Source organism: Chengkuizengella axinellae, from assembly GCF_030730905.1.
Taxonomy (GTDB): Bacteria; Bacillota; Bacilli; order Paenibacillales; family KCTC-33759; genus Chengkuizengella; species Chengkuizengella axinellae.
Window position 1 is genome coordinate 25,619 of the sequence record NZ_JAVAMP010000024.1, and the last position, 17,361, is coordinate 42,979.

17 protein-coding genes are annotated in these 17,361 nt (G+C 35.6%); 14 read left to right on the plus strand and 3 right to left on the minus strand.

The window, feature by feature from the left end:
• Positions 1–496: 496 nt before the first annotated feature.
• A complete protein-coding gene (locus tag Q5Y73_RS23670; RefSeq protein WP_305994400.1) occupies positions 497–1,420 on the plus strand; it encodes an SPL family radical SAM protein in 924 nt (307 codons plus the stop codon).
• A gap of 21 nt (positions 1,421–1,441) precedes the next feature.
• On the opposite strand, the gene Q5Y73_RS23675 is transcribed toward Q5Y73_RS23670, so the two are convergent.
• Positions 1,442–2,026, minus strand: a complete 585-nt coding sequence (locus tag Q5Y73_RS23675; RefSeq protein WP_305994401.1) for a hypothetical protein — start codon at positions 2,024–2,026, stop codon at positions 1,442–1,444.
• A 596-nt stretch (positions 2,027–2,622) separates the two neighbouring features.
• Between Q5Y73_RS23675 and Q5Y73_RS23680 the strand changes: the two genes are divergently transcribed.
• The 4 genes from Q5Y73_RS23680 (at position 2,623) to rlmD (ending at position 6,262) form a co-directional block, all read left to right on the plus strand.
• Positions 2,623–2,913, plus strand: coding sequence for a YerC/YecD family TrpR-related protein (locus Q5Y73_RS23680; protein ID WP_305994402.1), 291 nt, complete (start codon positions 2,623–2,625; stop codon positions 2,911–2,913).
• Positions 2,914–2,942: 29 nt separating this feature from the next.
• Positions 2,943–3,704, plus strand: coding sequence for a sirohydrochlorin chelatase (locus tag Q5Y73_RS23685; protein WP_305994403.1), 762 nt, complete (start codon positions 2,943–2,945; stop codon positions 3,702–3,704).
• A gap of 245 nt (positions 3,705–3,949) precedes the next feature.
• Positions 3,950–4,864, plus strand: coding sequence for a diacylglycerol kinase (locus Q5Y73_RS23690; protein ID WP_305994404.1), 915 nt, complete (start codon positions 3,950–3,952; stop codon positions 4,862–4,864).
• 21 nt (positions 4,865–4,885) lie between these two features.
• Positions 4,886–6,262, plus strand: coding sequence for a 23S rRNA (uracil(1939)-C(5))-methyltransferase RlmD (rlmD, locus tag Q5Y73_RS23695; RefSeq protein ID WP_305994405.1), 1,377 nt, complete (start codon positions 4,886–4,888; stop codon positions 6,260–6,262).
• Between the two features lie 395 nt (positions 6,263–6,657).
• On the opposite strand, the gene Q5Y73_RS24965 is transcribed toward rlmD, so the two are convergent.
• Positions 6,658–6,717: a hypothetical protein gene (locus tag Q5Y73_RS24965; protein ID WP_371320271.1), complete on the minus strand. Its 60-nt coding sequence runs from the start codon at positions 6,715–6,717 to the stop codon at positions 6,658–6,660.
• A gap of 377 nt (positions 6,718–7,094) precedes the next feature.
• Here Q5Y73_RS24965 and Q5Y73_RS23700 point away from each other — a divergent pair, with 377 nt between their 5' ends.
• A complete protein-coding gene (locus tag Q5Y73_RS23700) occupies positions 7,095–7,472 on the plus strand; it encodes a hypothetical protein (protein ID WP_305994406.1) in 378 nt (125 codons plus the stop codon).
• A gap of 331 nt (positions 7,473–7,803) precedes the next feature.
• Here the strand turns inward: Q5Y73_RS23700 and Q5Y73_RS23705 are convergent, their stop codons facing one another.
• The gene (locus tag Q5Y73_RS23705) at positions 7,804–8,289 is read right to left on the minus strand and encodes a hypothetical protein (protein WP_305994407.1); all 486 of its coding nucleotides are present in this window, start codon (positions 8,287–8,289) and stop codon (positions 7,804–7,806) included.
• A 556-nt stretch (positions 8,290–8,845) separates the two neighbouring features.
• On the opposite strand from Q5Y73_RS23705, the gene Q5Y73_RS23710 reads away from it, so the two are divergent.
• The 8 genes from Q5Y73_RS23710 to Q5Y73_RS23745 all read left to right on the plus strand — a co-directional run bounded on the left by Q5Y73_RS23710 (position 8,846) and on the right by Q5Y73_RS23745 (position 17,306).
• Positions 8,846–9,631 carry an ABC transporter ATP-binding protein gene (locus Q5Y73_RS23710; protein ID WP_305994408.1) on the plus strand — a complete coding sequence of 262 codons (786 nt, stop codon included), beginning with the start codon at positions 8,846–8,848 and terminating at the stop codon, positions 9,629–9,631.
• Positions 9,628–11,268: a hypothetical protein gene (locus Q5Y73_RS23715; RefSeq protein ID WP_305994409.1), complete on the plus strand. Its 1,641-nt coding sequence runs from the start codon at positions 9,628–9,630 to the stop codon at positions 11,266–11,268. Before Q5Y73_RS23710 ends, Q5Y73_RS23715 begins: the two co-directional genes overlap by 4 nt.
• A 459-nt stretch (positions 11,269–11,727) precedes the next feature.
• Entirely contained in the window at positions 11,728–12,513 is a 786-nt protein-coding gene (locus Q5Y73_RS23720) for a dihydroorotate dehydrogenase electron transfer subunit (protein WP_305994410.1), read from the plus strand.
• On the plus strand, positions 12,506–13,411 hold the full coding sequence (locus Q5Y73_RS23725; protein ID WP_305994416.1) for a dihydroorotate dehydrogenase: 906 nt from the start codon (positions 12,506–12,508) through the stop codon (positions 13,409–13,411). Before Q5Y73_RS23720 ends, Q5Y73_RS23725 begins: the two co-directional genes overlap by 8 nt.
• A gap of 229 nt (positions 13,412–13,640) precedes the next feature.
• Entirely contained in the window at positions 13,641–14,021 is a 381-nt protein-coding gene (locus Q5Y73_RS23730) for an OsmC family protein (RefSeq protein ID WP_305994411.1), read from the plus strand.
• A 1,067-nt stretch (positions 14,022–15,088) separates the two neighbouring features.
• Positions 15,089–16,108, plus strand: coding sequence for an aminoglycoside phosphotransferase family protein (locus Q5Y73_RS23735; protein ID WP_305994412.1), 1,020 nt, complete (start codon positions 15,089–15,091; stop codon positions 16,106–16,108).
• Between the two features lie 264 nt (positions 16,109–16,372).
• Positions 16,373–16,708, plus strand: a complete 336-nt coding sequence (locus Q5Y73_RS23740; RefSeq protein ID WP_305994413.1) for a hypothetical protein — start codon at positions 16,373–16,375, stop codon at positions 16,706–16,708.
• Between the two features lie 202 nt (positions 16,709–16,910).
• A complete protein-coding gene (locus Q5Y73_RS23745) occupies positions 16,911–17,306 on the plus strand; it encodes an NUDIX hydrolase (RefSeq protein ID WP_305994414.1) in 396 nt (131 codons plus the stop codon).
• Positions 17,307–17,361: the final 55 nt, after the last annotated feature.

Consider the following 17,361-nt stretch of genomic DNA (forward strand, 5'->3'; position numbering starts at 1 on the left):
TTGCATTTATTTGGGAAACTTAAATAAATAAAAAACGCCAATCCATTTGGCGTTTTTTTAAACAACTAAACTAATATTTATTATTTTAAATCAACTTTAACATTTCCCTCTTCATTCTCCATCTTGAAATGTAATAGATGCCACTGCTTTTTCTTCAGAACCTTCTCAGGCATATTTTTCAATCTTGTCTTTTGATACTATGTTGTCTCCTTCTTAATTCTGCGTCAATAGCATTGAGAATGCTGAAAAATGAATCGTGGACGTTATTTGATATTTTTGATATGTTGAAAACAACAAAACGCTTGGTTAATGGTAAAATGTAACCGTTGTTAAATGGATATGCATATAACATTAGTTTGATTTGTTGAGATTAAAAAATGATATTGATTAAAATGTATAATACAGAGTTGAAATAGTTGATTCACAAAAAAAAGACAAATTATCACAGAAGACTGTATATTATCCATGCAATTCATTTTAGTAGGAGGCGGTTTTAATGGAAATACATATAAAAGAGCCAAAGCAAATTTTAACAAAAGCCAGTGGTTATTTAAAAGGATATACACATACGTTAAATTCATATGCTGGATGTTCTTTTTCTTGTAAATATTGTTACGTCCGTGAGATGCCAATTTCTAAATTTAGACAATCTAAAGCTGGATGGGGAACTTGGGTGGATGTGAAAAAAGGAGCATCTAATTTATTAAAAAAAGAGCTTGTAAAAGCTAAACAAAAAGGTCCTGTTTACATTTTTATGTCATCTAGTACTGATCCGTATCAGCCTGTTGAAGCTAAACATTTTATAACACGGTCACTTCTAGAAGTTATGGTTGATATACAACCAGACTTTTTATTTGTACAAACTAGAAGTCCTTTAGTGACTAGAGATATTGACTTATTTAATCAATTAAAACCCCGTCTCCTTATTAGTATGACAATAGAAACAGACCGTGAAAAAATGAGAAAAATATTTACTCCAAAAGCCCCACCCATAGCAGGTAGATTCAAAGCATTACAAGAGTTAAAAGAAGTAGGTTTACCAACGCAAGTTGCAATTTCACCAGTACTGCCCAGCTCAGATTCCTTTGCAGAAAAATTATCCTCTGTTGTGGATCGCATTTGTATAGATGATTATTTTATGGGGGATGGAAGTGAAGGGAAAAGGACAAAGAGATTAGGCATTCAAGAAATTTATGAAAAAGAGAATTTGCATGAATGGTATGATCCTTCTGCCTATTTAAGAGTGAAAAAGGGGTTAGAAAAGCATTATACTGAAGACCAGATTTTTGTGAGTCAAGATGGATTTTTACCGATAACTTCACACAATCATGAAAATGGGATTTTCCCAGAAAATAATAAGAAAAAAGAACGCGAAGAGAAACTTTTTCTCCATGCGTCCTTCCAAGATGCCAACAGGTGACTTGAAGTTCCAAAGTTTATTTTATCTTTTTGCCCTTCTTTTGCTATTTTTGGATCTTGTTCTTGAGCTTTTAGAACTATACTTTCTGTTTTTAGAAGAACCTGATCTCCTTCTCTTTCTTCTTTTTTTTCTTCTACTCCGATCCTCTAAAAGCGCAGCATCAGCAGCTGTAGCTGCTGCGGCTCCTTTCCCAAAAGAACCCAATAGCAATTTTAACATAGGAGAGAATTGTTGCATTTGCTTCATAAAGCCATTCATTTTATTAATCGTATTAAAGATGCCCTCTACTCCGCCTAACTTATCAACCATGGATTTAATGTCACCAATGGGTAAATTGGAAAGTAAATCGCTGGCTCCGCCACTACCGGCACTACCAGTACCGCCAGTACCGCCTGTTGTAGGTGTAGCAGTTGGTGCTTCCACTGGCAGATTCATATTTCTTGTTTCTTCAAAAGGAACAGCAGGTGGAAAGTCATTGCTCATCATTGGAAATTGATTCTGATTCGCTCCCGGAAAATCATTTCTTATACGAGCTCCATGAAAGTTATTTTGATTAGGTGGAGCCGCGTGCGTCACTGCTTTAGGATACTGATTTTGTCTTTTCAATTGGCCCACAATCCTTTTTATATAGGTGCCCCAAAAAGTGCAATAAAAATTTTAGGTTACCTACTATTGATTTTGTTATACAATATGTAATAGGCATTCGTGTTGTATGGACGATTGTCACGATTCACAAAAAAAATTTCACTTCTCTTATCCCTAATTTGATCTACATGAGTATGAATAAGAATTTATAATATGTAAAATGAAGTGAGATTGACAATTAATTTCTTAAAAGATGATGATCATGAATAACACAATGATGTTAAAGTTGGATATATAAAATACTGAACTCTACACTTATCTCACATCTAACATGTGTAAATGCTACTAAAAAACATTTACAGTAAGAGCTAATGTATCGGAAGATAATATAATATAGCCTTTGGAAGAGGACGCTGTTTCAGGAATTTGAAAGCGTTCTATTATTAAGGTTTTTAGTACATATCAATGTTCCATTCGAAGCTAATAGATGAGAGATAGGGATGAATAATTAATTTTATTCTGTAAAGTTTATACAATTGAACGTTTGAATGCATTAGTCACTTAAAGTATGATATGATAATATAGAATAAAAAGTGTACATAGGGGATGAATAATAAATGCAATTAAAAAAATTCAATGATAAATCTATAGAGCAATTATTTGAAGCGATTCTTTCTTTAGAGGATATTGAGGAGTGTTATACATTTTTTGATGATTTGTGTACTGTGAATGAAATCCAATCCTTGTCTCAACGCCTAGAAGTAGCGCGAATGCTAAGAAAAGGGAGCACCTACAATCAAATCGAAGCGGAAACAGGTGCAAGCACAGCGACGATTTCTAGAGTGAAAAGATGCCTGAATTACGGTAATGATGGTTACCAAATGGCGTTAGAGAGAATCAAAAAGTAAAAACACGATTGTCCATCAGGAGGAGACAGATGAAAAAATACGGTTTACTAGTGATAAGCCATGGTTCAAGAAATGAAAAATGGGTCCGTTTAGTTGACCAAGCTGTTGATGAAGTTGGGCTCGATGATTCCATTCCAAAGGAATCTTCTTTTTTGGAGTTAGTTGAAAATCGCCTCATTCAAGATGGAATATACAGATTAGAAGATCAAGGGGTAACGGATATCATCGTTATCCCTTTATTTGTATCGTCTGGAAGCACCCATTTGGATGAAATCAGCTATGCACTTGGAGTGATCTCAACTCCAATACTAGAAACGGATATGACACCAATGGATATAAACTCGAATATTCATTTAGGTGTTCCTGTAGATGATGATCCTATCATTGCAAATATATTATATGAAAGAATTAAGGATTTATCTAAACACCCACAGCAGGAAGTTGTATGTATAGTGGGACATGGATCAAAAGAGAAAGGGTTTCATGCCAAGTGGAGAAGTGGACTAGAGTCATTGGCACAAAGGGTGCAGAAGCTCGGGGGTTTTGCTGGTTCAGATTCAGCTATGTTATTACCTAATCAAGTCTACTGCAAAATGAAGGTCCTACATAAAAAATATCCAAACCATAAGGTGATTATTGTTCCTTTATTTCTAAGTGAGGGATATTTTACGAATGATGTGATCCCGAGTCGATTAAAGGAATTCATCTACCTGTACAACGGAAAACCAATCTTACCTGACATAAAGATTTCCATATGGATCGAGCAGCAAGTAAATGATATGATAAAATGAACCTTTCTTTTAGTAGAAGGGTTCTTCACCTGTGTACTTTATATATCCTGTAGCCTTTTTATCACTCTATAAGTGAAGTCTATCCTTTTTCAATCCAATTTTTAGGTAGTTTAAAACAATAACATGTTGAATATATATGATTGAAGTGAAGTTTTGCTAGTTAGGCTTTTTCAATTTTTTAAGTTATAATTAGAAAAATAAGACATAGGTATGGTAGCACTGTATTTTAAAAGTAGGTGGAATTTATGGTTAAGAGAGCAAGATTAATATATAACCCTTCATCGGGGAGAGAAGAAATGAAAAGAAGGCTGCCCGAGGTTTTAAAAAAGCTTGAAAAAGGCGGTTTTGAAACGTCCACGCATGAAACAAGCGGACAAGGAGATGCCATTAGAGCAGCGGAAGAAGCAGTCAAAAGAGAGTTTGACGTTGTTATTGCTGCAGGTGGAGATGGAACTTTGAATGAGGTTGTGAACGGATTGGCGAATCAGCCTTACCGTCCAAAATTAGGTATCCTTCCATTAGGCACTACAAACGATTTTGCAAGAGCATTAGGTATTCCTAAGAACTGGTCAAGAGCGTGTGATATTATTTTAAAAGAATATACCGAATTAATTGATATAGGTAAAGTAAATGATGAATACTTTATCAACATTGCAGGCGGAGGTTCATTAACAGAGTTGACTTACGAAGTCCCAAGCAAGCTGAAAACCATGTTAGGGCAGTTAGCATATTATATGAAGGGATTAGAAAAACTCCCCCAATTCCGTCCTATTCATTTATCGATAAAATCAAAGGAAATCACCTTAGAAGACGAAGAGGTTATGATCTTTCTCATTGCTAACAGCAACTCTGTAGGTGGAATGGAAAAAATCGCACCTACTGCAAGCTTGAGTGATGGTTTGTTTGATGTATTTATATTAAAAAAATGCAATTTGGCTGAATTCATTAGAATCGTATCCCTAACATTAAAGGGAGCGCATTTGAATGATCCGCATGTCATTCACTTTAAATCCAATCATCTTCAAATTTCATCCTCTGACTATACACAAATTAATTTAGATGGAGAGTATGGCGGCACACTACCAAAAACATTTTCATTATTGCCATCCCATATTCCCATTTTTATAGACGAACTACGCATGACGACTTATAACGATTAAAACTGGAGTGATCCATTAAACATGAGTACAACAACAAATAAACCTCCTGTTGCAAAAAACATGGATGTAATAATAGATATTATAGGCATAGGACATAGCGGAGAAGGGGTAGGCCGAATAGACGGTTATACCCTTTTTATTAAGGGCGCGCTTCCTGGGGAAAAAGTAAAAGCAAAAGTAATAAAGGTAAAAAAAACTTACGGTTACGGAAAACTGTTGGAAATCGTAGAAAAAAGTGAAGGTAGAACAGAACCAGAGTGTGATATATACAATCAATGTGGGGGCTGTCAGCTTCAGCATATGGATTATAATGCACAGCTTGAATGGAAAAGACAGCGTGTCACAGATAATATGGAGCGGATTGGGAAGTTGGAGGGAGTAACTGTCCTTCCTACCCTTGGTATGGACGACCCATGGAACTATCGTAATAAAGCACAGGTTCCTATTGGTGAACATGAAGGTGGTTTAGTTGGAGGTTTTTACGCACAAGGCAGCCATAGAATTATCGATATGGATACGTGTAACATACAGCACGATTTGAATAATGATTTGATTCGTGAAGTAAAACATATTGCACAGCAATTAGGCATCTCAGCTTACAATGAAACAACTCACAAAGGTTTGCTTAGACATGTTGTGGTCAAAATAGCCATCCATACCAATGAAATTATGGTCGTATTGGTGACAAATGGTGAGCAGCTCCCAAAACAAAAACATTTTGTCTCTCAAATCCGTGATAAATTCAATCAAGTGGTGAGCATCTGTCAGAACGTGAATACGAAGAAAACAAATGTCATTTTTGGAGATCAAACGAAAACATTGTGGGGAAAAGACGTCATCTATGATTATATCGGAGAAGTGAAGTTCGCCATCTCCGCACGCTCTTTTTATCAAGTAAATCCTGTTCAAACGAAAGTTTTATATGAAAAAGCATTGGAATATGCTGGGCTCACAGGTGAAGAAACTGTGATCGACGCTTATTGTGGGATTGGGACGATTTCGTTGTTTTTAGCTCAAAAAGCAAAAAAAGTGTACGGTGTTGAAATTGTAAAAGAAGCAATAGAAGATGCTAGAGTGAATGCACAATTAAATGAGATGGATAATGTTGAGTTTGCAGTAGGTAAAGCGGAGGAAGTGATTCCGAAGTGGAAAGAGCAAGGGGTAGAAGCGGATGTGATTGTGGTTGATCCACCTCGCAAGGGGTGTGATGAGACCTTGTTGCAGACGATTATTGCAATGAAACCGAAGCGGGTTGTTTATGTTTCTTGTGATTCTGCTACTTTGGCTCGCGATTTGCGGATTTTGGAGGATGGCGGGTTTCGAACGGAGCGGGTTCAGCCTGTGGATATGTTTCCGCATACGGTGCATGTGGAGTGTGTTACTTCCTTGATTTATTAAAGGTTTAAGTGAATGGATGTTATAGATGGGGACGAATTGGGGACGGGATTTGAATAAAACTTTCTTTTCTGTGGTTTTAAACGTCCCCGATATTTTTTTTCTGATTAGGTAAAATAGAGTCGAATTTATTAGCAGCTTCTTTGTCTGCTTGTTGGAGAACTTGTCCAAGTGGAAAGGTTCTTTTTCTAGAACTTCAAATAGATCATGAATTTCTTCGGGAGAATACACATTTCTTTCTTGGTGCTCAACCTTCGGTTTTTCACATTTAAAACTGGATTTGATTTAATGATTTGCCATTCCACAGCTCTTGATAGGACATTTTTTAATATCCGGTAAATATATTCTATTGTCCCGCTTGAAAGTGATCCACTTTTTCCGTCTTGACGACTTCCTTCTTATTCAAGTGAGTTGATAAAATCAAGAATATGAAAAGTTTTGATTTGATCCAATTTCATATGACCAAAGACAAGGAGAATTCTATTTTTTAAAAACCTCTGTAATATTGGCGGAATAAGAATTTTCTCTGTAAACCCTCCAATTAATCTCCCTGAAATAAAACTTAAACCAAAAAAGAAAAGCACAGGAATTTGTAAATGCTGTGAAGATCCAACCACTAATCAATTAGATTCTATGATAGGAGGTAATTTTAATATATTAATAAACACTTTCCCATTTCAAGGGATAATCACTAATGTAGGAGAAGGGATTGTAATGTTCCCCCAAATGTTAGAATTCAAAATCATTGTAGATAGGTCTATCTTATACAACTTCTACATACATTTTAACTATAAAATTAGAAAACATATGTTTTCTAATCTAGGGGGAATTAAAAATGAAAAAAACGATCTTATTCATAGTAATCGGGTTATTAATTGCTTCCACCAGTGCGTTTGCAGGGGCTGCTTACATGAAAAAACAGATTGAAGTTACGATTTATCCAGATTTAGAGCTTTACTTCAATGAAGAAAAATATGAGGCTGAGAACAATGACAACCCAGGTGAATTCTTTAACGGCTTAACTTATGTGCCACTAACGATGATCTATGAAGGAACGACCTATGTTCCGTTAAGATTTTTCTCCAACCAAATGGGCGTACCAGAAGATGAAGTGACTTGGATTCCGGAGGTTCCGCAAATATGGGTCGGAGGCAAACCACCTGTAACACCGATAGATGGACCGATTGATATAAAACCACCAAATACCCCGTAAGCAACTGGCGATGATTGGATTCGATTATATTCCCTCAGACTGCGGTTTGGGGGGGGTTGTGATGGTTGCAACCTCTGTAAAAATAAAAGTTCCAACGCAATAATAAAGTGTAATCGTAATCATTTATCACTGGCAATAGGACTTTTGACATGATTGGATAACAAGAGCCAAATGAAGGGAGACTTTCACATTTGTCTCTGTGAGAGACTGAAGATGAAATTGCCCGTCTATTCGACAATGGAGAATTTATATAAAGTATGAAAAAGGTGACGTGATGATATTTGATTATTCTTCATGCTTTTATATAGTTAAGAACCTAAAGTCTTGATCTCTAGATTATTGTGTTTGGGTTAACTCTAGTTATTGAACATGTAGAATAAATATCTAAAAACCCACCTTCAGAGGGATCAAATCCTAGAACAATTCCTTCGCCTACTCCTATTATTTCATCTGTAAAAGACACATCTGGCCCAATAAATTCTATTTCAAAAGTATTCCCAATCTCAAATTTAAGCAAATTTGTCATAGGGTCTTCACAGCAAGCACATCTCCCTTTACTTTTTCTTATAGGTTTTAAAGCGGATAACACACTTGAGATTATTGTACCTGTAGGACCTTGAATATTCATTTGAGTAATTTGACAAACTGGAATATCTCCACCAGTAGTTGACACAATAAAATTATCTATACCAGTAATGATAGTATCAATACTACTAACAGCTGTTTGGATTTCTACTGTCTCCCCAACCAATTCCTCCAAAACACACTGCATCGGGCAAACACAACAATCACACTTAGATTCATCAAAAACACCCATAATATCACATCCTTATAGTTTTTTACATTGTATGAATTAAATTATTGCTTTGACTGGACGTGTAACCATTTCTAAAAAATGTACTCTTGCACATTTCCATGTATCCCTTATATAACAAGAGCGAATGTTCTATAAGAGATGAATCATTGACGAAAACCAAATGAATATGAAGTATGCAACACCACCAAAAGGATTGCCCAAAAATGTTTGAACTGAAAATGCCCTTATATGGCAGGCACAAGACTCTGGTGTTCCGTGTGTAAGTATACAAATGGAAACTTATGCTCACCAGTATGTAAATTGATAGGGAAAAAGGATGTATAGTAGTAAAGTAATACGTTTTTAAAATAATACATTATTTATACAATATTACCCAGGAGAATTAATAATTTTATTGGTGATACTTTCGAATCAGGTGGAGTAAAGTCTCCGTCTGATTTCTCTATGTTTAAGCATTGCATAAACTAGCTCGCTTTTTTACAATGAGTTATATATGATAATCAAAAACGGATATAATTATATTAAATCATTGATAAGGGGATAGGAGACGAATTAGATGGAAGAAGTTGTATTATCAATTAAAAATATGAAAAAAGATTATGGTACAAAAACTGTCCTAGATGGTGTATCTCTCCAAGTAAGAAGAGGAGAAATCATTGGTTATATCGGTCCTAATGGAGCTGGGAAAAGCACGACGGTTAAAATCATGCTAGGTATTGAACATGACTATTCTGGTGAGGTGAAACTTTTCGATCACGATATCTCTAATGGGGATGTTGAGTATAAAAGAAAAATTGGATATGTGCCGGAAATCGCCGAACTATATGATAATTTAACTGCCCATGAATATTTAACCTTTATTGGTGAATTGTACGGTCTTGATTTTAACTTTGTTGATTATAAGGCTAAAACTTTAATGGAACTATTCGGTGTTGGTGAAGTATATCATTCTCGAATAGCTTCTTACTCAAAAGGTATGCGACAAAAGCTTTTAATTATATCAAGTTTATTGCATGATCCTGAATTATTGTTTTTTGATGAACCTATTAATGGTTTGGATGCAAATAGTGTGATGATTTTCAAAGAAATCATGTCCCAGCTTGCAGATCGAGGAAAAACAATCTTTTATTCTTCTCATATTATGGATGTGGTCGAAAAAATCAGCAGCCGTATCATTCTTCTGAATGACGGTAAAATAGCAGCAGATGGAACTTTTGAAGATTTATCGCGGGAAAATACGGAAGGCTCTCTTGAACAAATTTTTAATCAACTTACTGGATTTAGTGAACATAAAGAACTTGGTTCACGATTTGTTTCTGTTGTACGTGAGATGGAAGAATGAAGAACTATAGAACCCTGAAACTACTAGATCATTTGCAGGGATTATTTACAATTTTTGATGTAGATTATAAGAGTATGAGAAGAATATTACAGGTTAAATTAACGATGGATAGTCGACGTGTTCCAACCATTTTCTCACAAAATTCAAAGAAAGATAAGGATGATAGCAATCAGTACATAAAATCATTATGGATATATGTATTGTTCGGACTGTTTATGATTCCGTTTTTACTAATTGGAGAAAACCACCTTTTTCAAATGAGTTTATTTTATGGGATTTTCACTTTTTTTGTAATGACATCTATGATCTCAGATTTTTCTTCCGTTTTGTTAGATATCCGTGATCGAAACATTTTGTTTCCAAAACCTGTGGACAGGAGAACGATTAGCACCGCAAAAATCGTACATATTATTATTTATATATCTTGGCTAACTATAGCGCTTGTTGGTGTCCCATTGATTGTAGGACTTGTAAAGAATGGCTTCTTGTTTTTCTTTGTATCAGTTATAAATATTATCCTGATCAATTTATTGGTTGTTGGGCTAACAGCACTCATCTATCTATCTATTTTACAATTCTTTGATGGAGAAAGATTAAAAGATATTATTAACTATGTGCAAATCTTGCTGTCTTTTGCAATTATGGTGGGATATCAATTACTTGCACGTTCTTTTGTAGTGATTGACTTAGTTTCTTCACTTGAACCCCGATGGTGGCAAATCTTCATCTTCCCGATGTGGTATGGAGCCATGATGGAAATGGTGATGAATGGTGACATTCAGCTGTTGTATTTGTTGTATTCAGTTTTAGGAGTCCTACTTCCATTCTTATCAATCTGGCTTTATATTAAATATAATTCTGCATTCGAGCAAAACCTGCAAAAGCTTACCTATCATGAAAAAGCGAAAGAGAAGAAAAGAAGTAAACTTGGTCAATCCCTTCTGAAATTTATTTGTCGTTCACATGAGGAAAGAAGCTTTTTCCGATTTGCTAGTTTAATGATGAAAAATGAACGCGAATTTAAATTGAAAGTCTATCCTTCTTTAGGCTTTTCCATTATATTGCCTTTTATTTTTATCATAAATGGATTTAATTCTAATTTTGAACAACTTACCGCTAGTAAATCGTACTTGTCCATTTATTTTACTTTAATCACCGTTCCTACCATAATGATTCTCTTGAAATTCTCAGGAAAATATAAAGGTGCATGGATTTATAAAGTTACCCCTACCGCAAGTTTGAAACCGATGTTTAGTGGTACGATTAAGGCCTTTATTTTTAATTTGTATTTACCCGTATACTTGCTGTTATGTGCATTATTTATTGCACTTTTTGGTGTGAGAATATTACCTGACCTTATAGTCGTATTTATCAATTTGTGCTTATATAGTGTAATATGTTTTATCCTGCTTAAAAAATCGCTTCCTTTTTCTGAATCTTTTGATCATTACAAACAAAGTAGTCAAGGTTTTCTCATCATTGGTTTAATGCTGTTTATTGGTTTATTTGCTGGTCTGCATTTTATTAGCACTCTGTTCATTTATGGTATCTTACTTTATTCAGTAATATCTATTTTAAGCCTATGGATGGCTTGGAAACTAGCCTTCAATATTACATGGGGCAAGCTTGAAAGATAAAAATTCGATTTGGGTTTGTAAGATCTGTGCTCTTGGACTGTGAGTTTGGGGGCTTTTTTGTTATTTATAAAAATTTCTTAGTTTGTTAGGTAAATGATTGCTAGACATAGGCCACACAATTAGTGAATGGATAGATGGAAACTTGTATCAATAAATAAAAGAGGACTTAAGAAAAAACAATCTCAGTATGAAAAAGAAAAGCAAGCGCACACTCTTTTTATAAATAGTAAATTAATTAAGGATTATAGGGGGATTGTTGAAATACAGTTTAATTAAATTTTAAATTATTAAATGGAAGTAATAAAACTCTATAAGTATATTTAAAACGATTAGCCACCTTGTATTTAAATGGTGAGTTTATATCACTCTAGTGTTGTTTTTATCACATCGTTCTCTCCTCATACTCGATATAATAGAAAGCAAAATGTGCAAGATTCTATTACTAACGAGGAGGAAACCATGTCACAGAATGATAAGAAAAAGAGAATGACTGCTAAAATACTTGATAATAGGCAAATTGCAACAAATATCTATGAAATGGTGCTCCATAACGATGAAATAACTCGAGCAACAATGCCAGGGCAATTTATTAATTTGTATTGCAGGAATGAATCTAAGCTTTTACCAAGGCCTATTAGTGTATGTGAAACAGACCACAATGAAGGAACTATGAAACTTGTATATGCTGTTGTTGGTGCAGGAACTAAAGAATTTATTGAATTACAATCAGGTGAAACAATTGATATTTTAGGTCCATTAGGTAATGGGTACGATGTAAATCAACCTGTCAAAGAGCATATCATTATTGGTGGTGGTTTAGGAATACCTCCATTACTAGAGCTTACCAAAAGGCTCAGAGGCAAGAAAAAAATCGTCCTTGGTTTTAGAGATAAACTATTTTTAGTAAATGAATTTAAACGTTATGCAGATGAACTTTATATTAGTACGACGGATGGATCTGTTGGAGAACAAGGAAACGTGATTGATCTATTAAATAGAAATGACATTACAGGAGACATGTTCTACTCTTGTGGTTCAAAGAGAATGTTAAAAGCAGTACATCAATGGTCCATTCATCATCAAATAGAAGGTCAAATCTCATTAGAAGAAAGAATGGGTTGTAGTTTCGGCGCTTGTGTCGGTTGCGTAGCTAAAATAAAGAGACAAGGAAAACAATGGGAGTATAAAAAAGTATGTACAGAGGGTCCGATCTTTTTTAATAAGGAGGTCGTTTTTGATGTGTAAATCACTGCAAGTGAAAATAGCAGATGTAACATTCAAAAATCCTGTGATGAATGCATCAGGTACGTTCCAACCTCGTGAATGTGCTGACTATGTGGACATAAATCAACTTGGGGCTGTAGTTGTAAAAGGAATATCCAGTGAACCTTGGACTGGTAATGCCACACCTAGGGTTGCGGAAACGTATGGAGGAATGCTTAATAGTGTTGGATTGCAAAATCCAGGTGTAGACGTATTTTTACAAGAAGAGTTACCGTATTTGGAACAATTTGATACGAAAATCATTGTAAATATAGCTGGTAGAACAATAGAAGAGTATTGTGAAGTAGCGGAGAAACTACAAGGGACTTCGGTTGAAATGTTAGAATTGAACATTTCTTGTCCAAATGTCAAAGAAGGCGGCGTTGCATTTGGTACGGATGCAAAAATGGTAGAGAAGATAACTGGGCAAGTGAAAAGACACACTGATAAACCGCTAATTGTGAAGCTTAGCCCGAATGTGACACATATAACAGAGATGGCTAAGGCAGCGGTAAGTGGTGGTGCGGATGCACTTTCCCTTATTAATACGCTGTTAGGCATGCGAATTGATGTGCATCACAGACAGCCTATTTTAGCAACCAAAATGGGAGGCCTTTCAGGTCCTGCAGTGAAGCCGATTGCAGTTCGTATGGTTTATCAGGTAGCAAACGCTGTAGATGTTCCGATTATTGGTATGGGTGGAATCCAAACAGGAGAAGATGCTATTGAATTTATACTTGCAGGAGCTGACGCCATTGCTGTTGGAACAGCTGGTTTAACGAATCCGACCGCAATGACGGAGGTTCTTCAAGGGATAGAATCGTATATGGATCAATATAACATTCAAGATATCAATGAATTACGCGGACTAGTAAAATAACAATACACCTTTAAAACCCCGAGGAATGCACAAACTACGGGGAAGTGAAAAGGTAACTATTGATCATTAAAGTTTGACATATACAAACCTGCAAAGCTATCCTATAATTATACGTATGATTTCAAGTGCCTTCTGTGCAAAGTTGAAGACTGTTATCTAATCAACATTTGAGATCGAGTTTTTACATCTCATGAATGTGGGATAAATATAGATAGTTAGAGGTGACGATATGGAATTTAATATGAAAAAAGTCGGTTTTTTCACAGAACTACCTTATGGACAACTGGATGTTTCTGGGGACGAAGAGTTTGGATTTAGGCCTTATCAGTTACTCGTTTCTTCAATTGCAGTATGTAGTGGTGGAATACTTCGTAGAATTTTAAACAAACAAAGAATTAATTTTGACGACCTCCATATAAAAGCAGATATAGAAAGAAATGAAGAGAAAGCAGATCGTATTGAGAAAATCCATTTGCACTTTACTATCGTTTCTTCAGATATAGATGATAAAAAAATGCAAAAAGCAATCGAACTCACTACAAAAAATTGCTCTATGGTTCAATCTGTAATTGAGAGTATTGAAATCACAAAAACTTTTGAGATCAAATAAAATAGACGGCGTCAGTGAAAGACATAATAGGCACTTACTTTGTAGGTGCTTATTTATCACGTTCTCATACTGTAAGACATAACAGCATATTTTCACCTGATAAGTTCATCTAACTTTCTGCGGGAGATATAAAAACTCCCACTGAAAGCAAGATTCTCTATATTCCCCACTGGTTTAAGTAGCGGATAGGGGTCTTTTTAAATTGTTAGGAAATTTGCTTCAACATCAGGTTTGTATTGTAGGTTTGAAATAAAGTTTGATCACATATAAAAAAGTCTGATCATATTGAATAAAGTTTGACCATATGTAAAAAAGATTGATCAAAACTCATGAATGTGATTCATGAGTTTTTTACTTTCATATTAGTCAAAAGGGCCATATTGTGGCATAAGGATAGTTCGGATTGGGTAGTAGTTCAATAAAGTTATAGAATTTAACTATTGAAATTTTCCTATAATTCAATTTTTTGTTGATTTCTCACTAAGCGAATGTCATACTTTAGAAGTGAAATTATAATTCGATTTTTCCTCGCGAAAGGAGATGTCTTTAATGACTTCTTATATGGTATTGGTGATTTTAACTTAACCAAATATCGGGCATAGTAAATTCCAGTCTTTGTTTATAGCATGGAATGAGAACAATCGGGGATTTAACCGGTGTTTTTTGCTATGCCGCAATCAGTAACCTTTCGTGAATACTGCTGTTAGTGGGATACGATGAAGGGTCGTATCCCTTCTTGATTTATAAGCCAACTTTTGGCTTTTCGCCGCGAAACAGCAGCCTTAGGAGGCTGCTGTTTCGCGGTATTTTTATGCCCAAAAACAACTTTAGATTTTAGGAGAGGATCGATTCAATGATTGCCGCCATAAGAACGAGCCAGGCTGTGCTGTTCTCTCCGCACTTGCCGATGGCTCGTTGCGTCAAGTGCATTGGGAGAGTTATCTCGCGCAAAAGCGTGAAAACAGGTTTGTGAATGATAAGGCGGGTTATCTAAGGGGTAAAGAAGCGCGTCATAAATCGCTTGCCATGCGGAGCAAGAATACGAAGAAAAATGGAGGTTTCAAAAAATGAGTACAATAAAAACTGAAACTTTGACACAGGTTTTAAGCAAAATATTCGGCACAAAAATAATCTGCGTCGATTTCCAAGCCAAACAATTACAAGGCGGTACAGTGGGTGAAGTACAGCTTGTTACGTGCAATGCCAAAACCACTGACGGTGAGAAATTTCCCTATAAAATCGTTTCAAAAACGCAGAAGAAATGGGAACGCTACAGCGATCCCGATTCATGGCGCAGGGAATATGATTTTTATAAATCCAATTTCGGCGCTGTGTTTTCTGAATCATTCCGTTGGCCAGAATGTTATCACATCGAAATGAACGAAAAAGAAAACGAAACACAGATATGGATGGAATATATCGATGGCATATCGGGTTTAGATTTGACCGGCGATATGTATGAAAAGGCCGCGCTGGAGTTAGGGCGCCTTCAAGGCAAGCTGTATGCGGAGCAACCCGCCGTGCTGAAAAGCCTAACCAACCTGAGCCATCCGGATCTCATGAAGAATATGTATTTGCATTACCGATCATGGCCGGTCGTCTACGATTATATACGATCGGAAGACTGCGAATTGCCTCTGCACGTACGGCAAATGCTCATCGACATCGATGAGCAAGCAGACGAGATATTCGCCCGTATTGGAAAGTTGCCCCTTGTGCTGTGTCACCGGGACTTCTGGGTAACCAATCTTATTTATGCTGACGGGAATTTCGCGCTTATCGATTGGGATACCAGCGGATGGGGCTACCTGGGTGAGGATCTCGCAAGTCTGATCGCGGATGAATCGGATATCAATAACATGGTTGAACACTACCAGCGATGCATCCCTGCGTATTACAAAGGCTTTTCGGAGTATACGGATGTATCCCGAATCGCCGATCATTGTGTCTACGAGATAATCCTTCTCGTATTCGGGTACAGGATTGTCGAAGGGTATCTCCACACAGAGGATGATGACGAGAAGACGAAGCTTGTCCATACGCTCCAAAAAATCTATGAAATGAAAACCATTCCCTTGATGGTTTAATAAAAACTACTAGCTAACGCGTCAGCCTGTTTTGTGTTTAACCATAAGGGGCAATTTGGGTATTTTTACATATCCCCCGAAAAAGGGAATGCTTATTCAAGATAATGGCGCATTTCTCTAAGAGAATCGTCTTTCTTTATGAATGGGGTAAGATTGTCCAGTAACATAATCTTCTTAACATTAAAATGAGAAGTAATGTATAATAAGATTTAATGAAGTTTATGGTAATATATTATTAAATCTACATTTAAAGGAACGGAAGATATGTGTTCGAGGATAAAAGGGTTTATAAACTATTTTACATATAAATTAGGTTCCAATGCTAAAAATTATGGAACGACTACATTTGCTCCACTAAGGATAATTCCCCAATATACAAACATCGATTTAAAAAACAGACAAGTAACAGGCTTGGTTAAGTACAATAATAAAGTGTATTTGACAGTTATTGTTGATGTGCATAATCGCAAAACAAAAGTAAAAGGAAACCTAAGAGGGATTACAAAAATCACAAAACCTTTCAAAAAAAGTCACTATATAGAGATGATCAAAAATGAAGCTGAAAATTTAATTAAAAACAAAATTGAAAATCCAAAGTAGATACAAATGCTTACTTCTTAAGTTAACGTTAACTAATAGAATCTTCAACACTATGGCGCCTTTCTTTTAGAAGGGTGTCTTTTCAATTTAAGGGCTACGTGGAATAAGTGATTGTCCTATTTGTTGAAGTTTGAAATAATTATTTTTAAGTAAAAGAGCGTTTTAGTTTGATCAGGTATATATAACATTGGGGGAAATACATATGAGAAATAGAGGTTCAGTAGTTTTGATTGAAGATAATAAAGTTGGACTTATTAAAAGAGTTCGAGAAGATTCAGTTTATTATGTATTCCCTGGTGGTGGAATAGAAGATGGAGAGACACCTGAAGAAGGAGCCAAAAGGGAAGCATTAGAGGAATTAGGTGTTAAAGTTAATGTTAGTGAGTGTATTTCAACAATCGAATTTAATGGAACTCAATACTTTTTCCTTGCTGAGATAATTGATGGAGATTTCGGTACAGGGAAAGGTGAAGAGTATACAGATGAGAATAGACAACGAGGAACATATCTGCCAATGTGGATAGAAATTAACAAGTTATCAACTATTGACGTTAAACCAAAAGAAGTGGCTATAAAAATTCAATCGTTATTCAATTAACGGGGCTTTCTTTAATATCCATACATCGTAGGTTTTTAAGAACGATCTTCCACGA